Source organism: Candidatus Nomurabacteria bacterium (assembly GCA_020632395.1).
In the GTDB taxonomy this organism is placed as follows: domain Bacteria; phylum Patescibacteriota; class Dojkabacteria; order SC72; family JAHDCA01; genus JACKFQ01.
On the sequence record JACKFQ010000006.1, the window covers coordinates 1 to 13,314 of the forward strand.

Sequence of the window (13,314 nt, forward strand, 5' to 3'; positions counted from 1 at the left end):
GGGCGGAGTACACCAACAGCGAGATTACACTTAGGCTCAGGAACAACCTCCGGTTTTGATATCCTCTTGGATACAACCGCTACAAATGCAGTTGTACCTTCGAACAAGATCCGTTTCAATTCAACTTCTTATATTACAACTGTGGGTTATGTAAATCAGGAATTCTCGATAGTGAATTCAGGAGTGAATTACATTGGGGCTGATTCCCGTTTAGACATAAACGATAATTCAAGTAATCCTATCGTTAGCTTTTATAATTCTTCAGGTTCTGTTGGCATTGGCCTTGGAACAACTAGGCCAGGTGCAAAATTGCAAGTTCAAGAAAGTTCGCGACCTCAACTTCGTCTTGAATATGATTCTTCAAACTATGTTGATTTTACTGCTGTCTCTGATAATTATTTCCAATTCAATGCCACTGCGCCGACGACGGCCGGTTTTTTATTTGAAGATCCAATAAGACTAAGTCAAGATAATAACTTTGAATTTGCTAGTGGTACAGGAAAATATTCGCAAGTATATACCGGAACCACAACTCCGGCTTTCTCGATCAGTGCGAACAGCATTACCACATCAAATATCATCTCTCTTACTGCGGATGGATTGACTACAGGAAAAGCCTTCACTCTTTCTTCTAGTTCTGCTCTCGGTGGAGCCTCTGGTATTTCGTACTTGATGGAATTGACAAGATCTGGAACCAACAGTAATTCCTCTCACACAGCTTACGGACTCTATTCGTCTGTCACCAATACAGGCACTCTTTCTACTAATATATCGGGCTACTTTAGTGCAAGTGGTGGTGCAATAAACTATGGGATATTGGTTCCAAACGGTTCAGTTGGTATCGGAACATCTACACCTTCTGTAAAGCTCCAAGTACAAAGCACCAGTGAACAGCTGAGAGTTGCGTACGACACATCAAATTACTTGTCTATCACAACTCGATCTTCGGATTCTGTGATATTTGATTCTATAGCACCCTCAAAAGCAGGTTTTTATTTTGCAGATGACCTTACACTTGCTTCGGGAAAAACTATCTATCTAGAAAGCGGTACCGGAACTTATTCTCAGATATATACAGGAACAACTACTTCTGCGATGAATCTCACCGCAAATAGTCTAACGACCGGAAATGGGATCGATCTTACATTGAATGCTATTACCACGGGTAAGGGGATTAGTATATCCTCAGCATCAACCGCTGGTGGAGGCTCAGGTTCTTCGTATATGTTATATTCCGATAGGTCCGGAGCAAATTCAAATTCTTCGCATACCGCATATGGGATCTATTCTTCAGTCACAAATACTGGTACAAGTTCTAAAAATATTGCCGGGTACTTTTCCGCCACAGGGGCATCATTGAACTATGCAGGAATCTTTGTAGGTAATGTTGGGATAGGAACGACAGCACCTACCTATCAGTTACAGGTTGAAAATACAAATAGTGCTAGTCCCCTAGTGTATATCAATAATACAAACAGTACGAGTAATACAAACAATGCGGGTTTGCTTATCAGAACGGCAACAGCCGCTACTGGTACACAAAAACGATTTGTTGTATTTCAAGCGGCGGCAACGAGTGTCGGTAGAATACGATTAAATAATAATAATGTTGCTTATGAGACAGGGGGAGCAGACTTTGCCGAATACTTTAGGGTCACAACCCCTAATCAACCTGGAGATATTGTTGCCTTTACAAACAAAACAGCTGTAACAGGTGACTCCATAGTGGGAGTAGTGTCAGATACTGCTGGATTTGTAGGAAATGCAAAAACTGAAGAACCCTTACCTGATCAGGCGATCGTAGGTTTTATCGGTCAAATATTCACAAGAGTATCAACAGAGAACGGTGTTATCAGAAAAGGCGATCCGATCACTGCAAGCTCAGTACCAGGAGTCGGTATGAGATCAACTCAGCCTGGTTATATTGTAGGGAGGGCTTTGGAGGATTATCTTGAAGCAGATCCGACTAAGGTCAAGAGGATCAGTGTGTATGTGAATCCGGGTTATTTCAATCCTATTCAGGCGGCATTAAATGAATGGTCATTAAATGACGGAGTTCTATCAACAACAAGCAAAGTATACAGTTCTGAAGGTTTTATCGGTGGTTTCAGCCAATTCAATTCGATTTCAGCAAATAGTTTAAATATTGCTAATGGTACTCTTACTGCTGATGCGAGTGGTATGGTAGGTGTTGCAGGTGATATAGAGATCGAAGGTAGTATAGTTGGAGATACAGATGGCTTACTTGAGATAATAGGCAGGGGTCTTAAGATCAAAGAATTACTAGCAGAGTCTATAGAAGTAAATTCCGCTACTATGAAGATCACGAATACAGAAGATCTCGTTGTTGGTACAGGATTCATTACCACATCGTCTACAGACAAGAAGCTAACGATCGAAGGAGTTGTAGAGATAAATGGCCGTCTTACAACATCAGATCCGTCGCTTATCATTGCTTCTGCGATTGAAGGAGAACTCATAGATCTTATTGTCAAAGGAGATCTGAAGGTCGAGAATATCCTAGCAGAGGGAGATATTATCGCAGAAAATGCAAGGATAAAGGGTGTAGAGACAGAGAGTATAGACCTACTAAGGGTTGATGTTGCATCCGCCTCTGCTGGTACCATTAAGATCCCTGCTGGGTATGATTCAGCCACGGTTTACTCTACATCTGTAGAGCCTGATTCTCTAGTATTTGTCACGATGAAGCGAACTGCAAGCGGACGATCATTAGCTGTGAGTACAGATGAGATAAGTTCAGGTAGTTTTGAGATCCATATCAATCAACCACAGGTAGAGGATATTTATGTAGATTGGTTGGTTGTGAGGTAGGGTTGGAAGGCATTTTATACGTTAATTAAACAAATGGCACAGTTACTCAAGGTTTCTTCGGTAAGTACATACTGTTCTTATGCAGTGATCTAAGTAATCAAACTGAATCCATAATTCACACCAAAGTCATCAGACCTAATGTAGGGTATATATATTACCCAACTTTCCCTCTCATCTCTTGACGATATTTCTAATCACAGGTATTCTGAATTAGTACAGTTTGATCTCAAAAGTTACTGCCCTGAGATCAAGCTGGGTGTAGATCAAAGTATAAGTGATCACAAGGTTGGAACTTTTTATTGCCCTGAGTTCCAACAGTCACCGTATGGACTGACCGTGAAGATCCTAACCTCACGGTCTTCTTTTTTTTATGACGACACCTCTTGTTATAAGAGCAAATCTTCCTGAATAAACACAGATAAATACAAAACATCCAGCCATCCTAATCATACCGATCACCCGATCACGCCGATCACGCCGATCACGCCGATCACCCGATCATCCGATCATCCGATCACCCGATCACCCGAGGATCATGCAGATAAAACGAGCTGATCGTCAACCTCAAATATATTGGATTTACAGGATATACCAATAGTAAATTCCACAAGAATACTATGGAAATTCCTTTTCTCTAATGATAGAATCATCAAGATCATAGAATGTACCTGTAGCTCAATCGGTAGAGCAACTGCCTTCTAAGCAGTAGGTTGTAGGTTCGAGTCCTGCCAGGTACGCCATTACTCGTGTGTATGTTCAAAGTAATTGTACAATAATACTGCTATAGGGCTACTATTTCGCTTGACTTCTGGCACAAATAATTCTCTTCGTAGAGCCTATCCTGGAGTTTTCAATAATAGAACTTATAGTTAGGGTATCGTTTGTATCCATTTCCTATTCTTACGCCAATAACTCAATATATGTCACTATATAGGTTGTTGACGACCACAATCAGTTGGGTGTAATGTTGGGTATATTAACAATATGTTGTGGTATATATGAAGTGTCCTTATTGTGGCTCTCAAAAAACAAAGGTGGTTGATAAGCGTGATAAAGAGGATGAAGGTGTCACGAGAAGAAGGAGAGAGTGTTTGGATTGTGAAAAGCGATTTACAACATATGAGAGAGTAGAAACGATAGATCTGAGCGTAGTAAAGAAAGACGGGACTTTAGAGCAATATGATAGGAACAAGTTGATGAAGAGCATCAGAAAGGCTGTCGACAAGCACTCTGTTTCAGAAGAACAGGTGTGTAGCATGGTTGAAGATATCGAGATGCGACTTCTCAACATGGATTCTATAACCGTACCATCTGTAGCTATTGGGAAGATGGTTCTGGAGCAATTAAAGGAGGTAGACCCGATAGCCTATATGCGCTTTGCTAGTGTATATAAGGAGTTTAAGAGTATCGACCAGTTCAAAGCAGAGCTAGAATCTCTGTAGGGAAATTGTTGACCCATAAATTATCAAATTGTTGCAATGCCAAGTAAGGTAGGAATTGTCAAGGATCGAAAATCCAAGGTAAGTATACGATCTGACCAAAAACCCAGACATCTCTCAACTACAAATAATGCCAGCCACTACGAGCATCCCTTTAAGAATGTGATCAAGCGAGATGGAAGGATAGAGATCTTCAACCCCGAAAGGATAGAGAACGGCATTTTTAAGGCAGCACAATCTGTAGGAGGTTCAGACAGGGAGCGAGCAAAAGAGGTGACTGAGGAGATCCTTAGGCGATTAAAAGAAAAATATCCCGAGGAGGAAGATATCAAGGCTGTGGATATACTCGAAGTATTGGAACAAACATTGCTTGATATGGGACATGGAAAGACAGCAAAGGCATTTGTGCTTTATAGAGACCTCAGAAACAAGATCAGAAATATCAAATCGCTGATAGATGCAGATGAGTTAGTTGGCGACTATATCGGAGAACATGATTGGCGAGTCAATGAAAATTCCAATATGTCATACTCCTGGCAGGGATTGAACAACCACATCTCATCGAGTGTCCAAGCGAATTATTGGCTCCATAGTATCTATTCAAAAGAGATAGCCAATGCTCATATAAATGCTGATCTTCACATTCATGATCTGGGTATGCTTGCGATATATTGTTGTGGATGGAGTCTAGAGGACCTTTTGCTGAGAGGGTTTACAGGAGTACCGGGTAAGATCTCATGTGCTCCTCCTAAGCATTTCTCTACAGCTCTTGGTCAGACTGTGAACTTCTTCTATACCCTTCAGCATGAAGCTGCTGGTGCTCAGGCTTTCTCAAGTTTCGACACATATCTGGCACCATTTGTTCGTTATGACGAACTGTCATACAAGCAGGTAAAGCAGGCCTTGCAGGAATTTGTTTTCAATATGAATGTTCCAACCAGGGTAGGCTGTCAGACGCCATTTACAAATATCACCATGGATATCACCCCATCTGGTGCATTGGCGGATGAAGCAGTGATAATCGGAGGAAAGAGGATGTCAGAAAGATACAAAGATTTTCAGCCAGAGATGGACTTGATAAACAAAGCATTTGCAGAGGTTATGATAGAGGGAGATGCTAGTGGTAGAGTGTTTACTTTCCCGATCCCTACCTACAATATTACTAAGAATTTTGATTGGGATAATCCTGCCCTTGAGCCACTTTGGGAGATGACAGCAAAATACGGTATCCCATATTTCTCAAATTATGTGAACTCAGATATGAATCCCGATGATGCGAGATCTATGTGTTGTAGGTTGAGATTGGATAACAGGGAGTTGAGAAAACGCGGAGGTGGACTGTTCGGATCAAACCCTCTTACCGGAAGTGTAGGGGTTGTCACGATCAATCTTCCAAGATTAGGATATCTTGCAAAAGACAAGGAGGATCTTTTCGAAAGATTGGATGAGTTGATGGAGATAGCAAAAGCTAGCCTCATAAAGAAAAGAGAAGTACTTGAAGAGTTTACTGAGAGAGGGCTGTATCCGTATTCGCGGTTCTACCTATCAGCTGTAAAGGACAGATTTGGTGAATTTTGGAAAAATCACTTCAATACCATCGGTATCAATGGCATGAATGAACTTCTCCTGAATTTCATGGGAGAGGACCTCTCAACTTCCAAGGGTCAAGAATTTGCAAAAGAGATCATGGAGCATATGCGAGATAAGATAGGTGGTTACCAAGAAGAAACTGGGGATATCTTTAATCTAGAAGCAACTCCGGCTGAATCGACAGGCTATCGATTCGCAAAAGCCGACAAGAAAAAGTTTCCTGAAATTATCACCGCACCAAGTATGGCCGAATCAAAAGACCCGTATTACACAAACAGCTCTCAATTACCTGTAGGTTACACTCAGGATCTATTTGAGGCACTTGATCTTCAGGATGGGTTGCAGTGTATGTACACGGGTGGGACTGTGTTCCACGCATTTCTTGGTGAGCGAATGCCCTCTATTGATAGTGTGAAGAAACTGGTCAAAAAGGTGACTGATACATACAAGATGCCATATTTTTCTGTGACACCGACATTTAGTGTTTGTCCAAAGCATGGGTATCTGCCAGGAGAGCATGAGTACTGTCCTAAGTGTGATGTTGAGATAGGGTATGTGTCTCCTGAGGAGATTGCTCAAGGCCCAGCGGAGTTTGGATTACATCCAAATTTTAGTGCAGTTTAGTTAATTTATTAATTATAAATTCATGTCAACAAATCCAGTAGAAAAGCGACGACAAAAATGTGAGGTTTATACAAGGGTTGTTGGATACATCCGGCCTGTCGCCCAATTCAACAATGGTAAAAAAGCCGAATTTTGTGATAGGACAGTATTTAAAAAGATGTAAGGGAAAATTCCCAGATCGAATATGATCATTGCTGGTTTGGAGAAATTCACATTACTTGATTATCCCGGCAAGATGTCAGCGATCATCTTTACTTATGGCTGTGATATGCGCTGCCCCTACTGCCATAATCCCGAATTAGTAACACAACGGCTTGATCGGAAAAATGCCTTTTCCGTAGATGATGTCATAGATTTCCTACAGACACGTGTGGATAAATTAGAGGCCGTTGTAATTACTGGTGGGGAGCCGACCATACATCGCGACCTAGAAGATGTGATCACTCGTATACGCGAGCTTGGGTATATGATCAAGCTAGACACGAACGGAGGGTCGCCTGAACGCGTAGAGAGTATCTTAGAGCTTGGTATAGTTGATTATTGGGCTATGGATATCAAGTACGGGAAAGACTTGTATGCACAGGGTGTTAACGGAGGCAGGAAGATACTCGAAAGGGATGTTGAGAGGAGTATTCGATCGATCATGAGTGATGGTGTTGATCACGAATTCCGTACTACTGTGATGAAGGGTATGCACGATATTGATTCTATGCACAAGATAGGAGAAATGATCAATGGTGCTGATAACTATTATATTCAGAATTTTCGACCCGGAAAGACTATCGACCCGACACTGAACAGTCAGAACAGTTTCACTCAAGGTGAACTGGAAGATTTTAAGCGGATAATGGAGGCATATGTTAAGAATGTTTACATTCGATGATGGGGATTGCCAATTTGAAAAAACTTTCATTCCTCAAGCTCCCGAGCATAAAAAACAGCACCTTAGCAACCTATCGGTAGTCTGCCAAAGTAGTCTTAAAGGCTCTTTGTGGTAATGATCTAAGGGTCTGATCCGATGGTCTACTTGAAGGTGCAGCTCGAAACCTGTCTGTCAGGATGGTTGCATGTCCTGCTTGCCTGATGGGGCTTCAGGTCCTGTTTGCTGATGTGGTTCGAAGTCGCTAGGGGGTTTTTTCCCCACTGTAACTCTGTGGTGTGTTAATAGGTGTGGATCTGTTGTGATACGATCGAAGCTGGCAAGGGTAGGGATATTAATGTTTCTCAAGCTTTCATCTCATCAAGGTATTCTTTCAAGTATCGACCCGTGTGACTTCGAGGCTCTTGGATAATATCCTGTATGGTACCACATGCTACGACCTCGCCTCCGCGATCACCACCTTCGGGACCAAGGTCTATGATCCAATCGCAAAATCTCAGTAGGTCCATATTATGCTCAATGATGATGATCGTGTTGTTCTTCTCTACAAGTTTCTTCAACACCCTGAGGAGTTTGTCTACATCGTGAAAGTGAAGTCCGGTTGTTGGCTCATCAAGGATGTATACTGTGTGACCTCTTACGGTCTTTGATAGCTCCCGTGCTAATTTGATCCTTTGAGATTCTCCTCCTGATAGGGTTGTGGCGTACTGTCCTAATTTAATGTAACCCAACCCTACATCTTCAAGCAGTTTGAGTTTACTTCGGATAGGACCTATGTTGCTGAAGAATTGTAGGGCCTCAGATACGCGCATATCTAGAACATCTGCGATATTCTTACCTTTATAATCTATCTGTAAGGCATCCTTGTTATATCTCTTACCACCACATTCCTCACAAGTGACATACATATCGGGTAAGAATTGCATCTCTATCTTGATCTGACCATCTCCTTTGCACTTCTCGCACCGTCCTCCACGAACATTGAAGCTGAACCTCCCAGCTTTATAGCCTCTCGCTCTTGCTTCTTGAGTGCTGGCAAATAATTCTCGGATCTTTGTGAAAGCACCTGTGTATGTGACGGGGTTGGATCTTGGTGTGCGTCCTATGGGTGATTGGTCGATACCAATGACCTTATCTATATGCTCAAGTCCTTCTATTGATCTGTATTCTCCAACTCGTCTTTTCCCATTCATCTTCTCGTTCATTAGGATAGGATAGAGTGTATCGTTAATGAGCGATGATTTTCCCGAACCTGATACTCCTGCTATCCCAACAAACCGACCTAGAGGTATACTTACAGAGATATCTTTTAGGTTGTGCGTAGTGACACCTTTCAGTTTGATCGAGAGAGGCGCTTTGGAGTTATCATTGAGTGTGAGCTGATATGGGGTAGGGAGTCCTTCACCGACATATAGATCTCCTTTGAGGTATTTAGCAGTCATAGACCCCTGTTTGATAAACTTGTCAAATGGTCCTTCTGCTACTACTTCACCTCCCAGGTCGCCTGCTCCTGGTCCGATGTCGACTATATAATCAGCGCGACTTATAGTTTCATGGTCGTGCTCGACTACAACGACTGAGTTCCCAAGATCTCTCAACTCTTCTAAGGTGTTGATCAGGCGTGTGACATCTCTCGAGTGCAAACCGATCGATGGTTCGTCGAGTACATAGAGTACACCGGTCAGCCCCGTTCCGATCTGAGAAGCAAGGCGGATCCTTTGTGATTCGCCTCCTGATAAGGTGTTTGCTTTTCTATCTAATGTAAGATAATCAAGTCCGACATCCGAGAGAAATTTCAATCTGCTGATGATCTCTTTCAGGATAGGTGAAGCTATTTGGGCATGATTGCCCTTTAGATCGAGATCTTTGAGGAAACGGATAGCTTCTTCTATCTGCTTTTTTACTAGTGAGTCGATATTAGTTTCAGCGATGGTGACAGCTAATGAATACGGTTTCAATCTCTTACCTTCACATACAGAGCAATCCCTCTCCACCATATACTTTTCTGTTTCCATCCGAATATATGAAGATGAGGTTTCGTGATAGCGTCGCTCAAGCTCTGGTATGACACCCTCAAATCGGGCATCGTACTCTCTGTACTGTCCTTGTTTGTTTCGATAGCTGATCCTGTAATCGCTATCTGCACCTATACCATAAAAGACAAGATCAAATATATCTTGAGGATATTCTCCGATAGGTGTCTTTAGGTTGAATCCGTGTGTTTCAGCAACTTTTGAGAGGATATTGTAGGTCCAAGATCCTGGCGTAGTGGTTCTGTTTGACCATGGAAATATCCCTCCTTCCATGATGGATAATCTAGGATTATAGATCTTGTCGATGTCTATCTCTTTCAATGTCCCTAGTCCAGCACACTTTTCACATGCACCATGTGGAGAATTGAACGAGAATGATGCTGGCTTGATCTTTGGGAAAGAAACTTTGCAGCTAAAGCAGGTGTTGTTCTCTGAGTAGAAGAATTCTTGATCATTGATCAGAACCTTTATTTCGCCCTCTGCCATGTTTGAGGCGAGTTCGAGTGCATCGGAAAGGCGTTTCTCAAACTCCTTGAATTCATCTGAATCTTCTTTGCCAAGTATATTCTTGTCAGGAGAGATCAAGCGGTCAACGATCAAGTCGATATCATGCTTGATATTTTTATCTAATTTGATCCTTTCTATATCATCTAGTACAAAAACCTCTCCATCTATGCGTACACGAAGGAATCCTTTTGAGAGCAAACCCTCTAATAGTTCAATATAAGTTCCCTTTCTGGATTGTATAATTGGAGAGAGGATCTGGATTCGTACATTCATGTCTGTTTTTTTCTGATTTTGAGCCTTCGAGGTATTTTGCTGTTTTGATAAGGTTGAAAAGACTTGTTTAGCAATCTCTTGTATAGTTTGCGCTTTTACACTTCTCCCACAGTTAGGACAGTGTGTTTCACCGATCTGACCATACAAAAGTCGCAAGTAATCGTATATCTCAGTAACGGTTCCGACTGTAGATCTAGGGTTTGAACTAGAGGTCTTTTGGTCGATAGAAATTGCAGGGGAAAGACCTTCTATAGATTCTACATCAGGCTTCTCCATCAATCCCAAAAATTGCCTAGCATAAGAGGAAAGTGACTCTACGTATCTTCTCTGTCCTTCTGCATACAGTGTATCGAAAGCGAGTGAGGATTTTCCGGAACCTGAAACACCGGTCATGACGACCAGCTTGTTTCTAGGGATATCTATGGAAATATCCTTAAGGTTATGTACCTTTGCGCCCTTGATCCTGATAAAATCCTGCATGACCGAAGATTATAGCATAGAAAACCTCCCTAGTGCTGACGTTGCAATGATCTATATGGGTGATCTGGCATAGGTAATATCGGTACAGGTGATCTAGCATAGGTAATATCGGTACGGGTGATCTAGCATAGGTAATATCGGTATGGGTGATCTGGCTACTGGTCAAGTCTGGCTATTGGTACAGCTGATTTGAGTTATTTTCGTCTATAGACCCTCTTTACACCTTGGAAGATCAGGTAGTATGCAGATCCCATGAGAGGAAGCAGAAGTATTATCAGAACCCTCAAAGTATAGAGTGGAATTATCTTTGCAAGATCGCTGAAATCATAGCTCGCTAGGTTGATATCGGAGATCTGATCAGAAACAGTAGCTACAAGCAAAACCCCGCTATAAAGCAGATAGGGAGAGATAAGTGCAATATTTCTCCAAACTAGGCTTTCACCTAAAGATGGGGTGTTATGGTTCTTGAGCATCTCATATAGGTCGATCATAAATACGATCACAGCAATGATGATCGTAATGGGGAGTAGTATAGCGTACCATGAATTTATCGAAGATTGCATACTGTCAACGATATTGCGGTACTGATCCTCTGATGCTATCTCAGATAATTTATAAAGAGCTGGATTCTGAAGTATAAATAGAAGAGAATATGCCCAAGTGAACGAGATCAAGGCGGTAATTAATGAAAGTGGTTTGGAAATAGCGGTGATGGATAGATCCATTTTCATACATTTTAATGAAAAAAAACTAATAATATATTATTATACTACTACTGCAACAAATTCGACATGTACCCGTAGCTCAATCGGATAGAGCATCAGTTTGCGGAACTGAAGGTTGCCGGTTCGATTCCGGCCGGGTACGCCACTTTGTCATGCATATCACGATCGATCAGCTTTCTATTGCCATCCGATTTATAAGATTCACCAATAAATTCACCAATAAATTTGGTTTCTGAATGCTAAATACTGTAGTGGAGGTCTTCTTGAGGTTCTTTTAAGAACTCTCAAGGTGGCCATGATCATCAGATAGTCATATCTTATTATGCTCTAAGATATTAAAACGGATGCTTAATTTAGTGAAACCTTGAAAATTCGTCATATTACATCTGGATAAAATAATGTCTTTTTGTCGAGATCAAAGTCTATCTGTGCGAGATGTACGTCATTTGCGGAAGTACCTCACCTCGATCAAAAAATATGTAAGCTTTGATAGAGGTAAACACATAGTCGATTGTTATATGTAATATTGTAGAGAGTACTTAATTCGCATTATATTGTTGTCATAACATAATTCTGATAATCTGTATGAAATAACTTATTTCCCAAGAAAAATGGATTCAAGACTTGTCCCTATAACCAATGCAGAGCTGAAAACACTGTTGGAAGACGGACTAGCTATGCATACAGAGACAGAGGAGATCTATCGTATATTATATGAAGGCGCTCCAGTAAAAAAGAATAATGGTAAAAGGACAGCAGATAAGGATATTCACCCTGTAGTTGAGTATACCGGAGTCGCTTTTGATGTACCCGAAGGTCGTTGGAGGCATTTTAAGGGTGGTGAGTATTATGTATACGGAGCTTGTGAAGACGGCGACGGTGAAAGTTATATTCTGTATAGACATTTGGATGGCAAAGGTCAGAAAAAGCTATGGCTAAGACCAAAAGAGATGTTTTTAGGTATCAAGCAGTTAGAGAACGGCGACCTCGTAGAGCGCTTCGTCTATCTCGGGAGTTGAGACCGGATGCGGTACGAGGATCGGGGGCGAGGATCGGTAATTGAGACCGTGAGTTGAGACCGGATGCGGTATGAGGATCGGGGGCGAGGATCGGTAGCTGAGGTTGGTAATTGAGATCTGGAGATGAGACCGGGACAGGTGGTCTATAGCGGGGATCTGTAGATGAGATCAGGTGAAAAATGCTGATCCTACACCATTTCCCGGTTTATACAAACGCACAACTCTTACACGGGTGTTTTAAAAGTTTGTTGAAAAGGAGATTGCACGGATATTGCACTGTGTGATACAAGGGCTTTATAGGCATTTTTTGTAAATTGGTGTTGTAGGGGTTTATCCACGTATTTTTTAATAGGGGTGTGTCCAGGAATCCTACACAGGTGTTCTACAGTGGTATTGCGCGAATTATCGCTGTTAAAAAGATCATTTATAATATTTATTGTTAATTTTTCATTACGGGGTAATATTCATATAACATACCCGCCCGACTATAAGTTAGCGGGGTAGATTTTCCACGCCCTTTCAAATATAATTACCAAGCCATGCATCCGTAGCTCAATTGGCAGAGCACTGGTCTTCGGAACCAGTTGTTGGGGGTTCGAATCCCTCCGGATGCGCCATACCAATATTCTCCTTATGTATCAATACAGCACCTCTTACCAAAGAGTTTGTTATTCCCAATAAAAGTTGATAAAATACCCCTGATGAAGAGAAGTAGGTAAAACCTTTATCATCTCAGCGAACCGGGTAAGGTGTGAGCCGGTATGTATAGGAACCGAACGAGCTTCTGGTTGCACAAAAAAATATCACAAGTGCGCATATCTATAGGAATGTAACTATGCGAAATTGAGTGGCACCGCGGGAGAACCCTCGTCTCATGAAATATTGTTTCATCTGATGAGGGTTTTTTGCTTA

8 protein-coding genes and 3 tRNA genes are annotated in these 13,314 nt (G+C 41.7%); 9 read left to right on the forward strand and 2 right to left on the reverse strand.

The window, feature by feature from the left end:
* From H6763_03830 to H6763_03855, 6 genes are all read left to right on the forward strand, one after another.
* The coding region (locus H6763_03830; protein ID MCB9803934.1) for a hypothetical protein at nt 1-2,832 on the forward strand (2,832 nt) is incomplete at its 5' end.
* A 664-nt stretch (nt 2,833-3,496) separates the two neighbouring features.
* Nucleotides 3,497-3,572: transfer RNA gene (locus H6763_03835), tRNA-Arg, on the forward strand.
* Between the two features lie 258 nt (nt 3,573-3,830).
* Complete coding sequence (gene nrdR, locus H6763_03840; GenBank protein MCB9803935.1) at nt 3,831-4,274, forward strand: transcriptional repressor NrdR; 444 nt, start codon at nt 3,831-3,833, stop codon at nt 4,272-4,274.
* Between the two features lie 36 nt (nt 4,275-4,310).
* Nucleotides 4,311-6,485, forward strand: a complete 2,175-nt coding sequence (locus tag H6763_03845) for a ribonucleoside triphosphate reductase (protein MCB9803936.1) — start codon at nt 4,311-4,313, stop codon at nt 6,483-6,485.
* A 22-nt stretch (nt 6,486-6,507) separates the two neighbouring features.
* Nucleotides 6,508-6,648, forward strand: coding sequence for a hypothetical protein (locus tag H6763_03850; GenBank protein ID MCB9803937.1), 141 nt, complete (start codon nt 6,508-6,510; stop codon nt 6,646-6,648).
* Nucleotides 6,649-6,684: 36 nt separating this feature from the next.
* Nucleotides 6,685-7,368 (forward strand): anaerobic ribonucleoside-triphosphate reductase activating protein, encoded by a 684-nt coding sequence (locus tag H6763_03855; GenBank protein MCB9803938.1) that lies wholly within the window; start codon nt 6,685-6,687, stop codon nt 7,366-7,368.
* Nucleotides 7,369-7,709: 341 nt separating this feature from the next.
* On the opposite strand, the gene uvrA is transcribed toward H6763_03855, so the two are convergent.
* Together uvrA and H6763_03865 are read right to left on the reverse strand one after the other, a co-directional pair.
* Nucleotides 7,710-10,658, reverse strand: a complete 2,949-nt coding sequence (gene uvrA / locus H6763_03860) for an excinuclease ABC subunit UvrA (GenBank protein MCB9803939.1) — start codon at nt 10,656-10,658, stop codon at nt 7,710-7,712.
* A 194-nt stretch (nt 10,659-10,852) separates the two neighbouring features.
* A complete protein-coding gene (locus H6763_03865; protein ID MCB9803940.1) occupies nt 10,853-11,389 on the reverse strand; it encodes a hypothetical protein in 537 nt (178 codons plus the stop codon).
* Nucleotides 11,390-11,451: 62 nt separating this feature from the next.
* Here H6763_03865 and H6763_03870 point away from each other — a divergent pair.
* The 3 genes from H6763_03870 to H6763_03880 all read left to right on the forward strand — a co-directional run bounded on the left by H6763_03870 (nt 11,452) and on the right by H6763_03880 (nt 13,019).
* Nucleotides 11,452-11,528 (forward strand) — tRNA-Arg (locus H6763_03870).
* 532 nt (nt 11,529-12,060) lie between these two features.
* Nucleotides 12,061-12,402 (forward strand): DUF1653 domain-containing protein, encoded by a 342-nt coding sequence (locus H6763_03875; protein MCB9803941.1) that lies wholly within the window; start codon nt 12,061-12,063, stop codon nt 12,400-12,402.
* Between the two features lie 541 nt (nt 12,403-12,943).
* Nucleotides 12,944-13,019: transfer RNA gene (locus H6763_03880), tRNA-Arg, on the forward strand.
* Nucleotides 13,020-13,314: the final 295 nt, after the last annotated feature.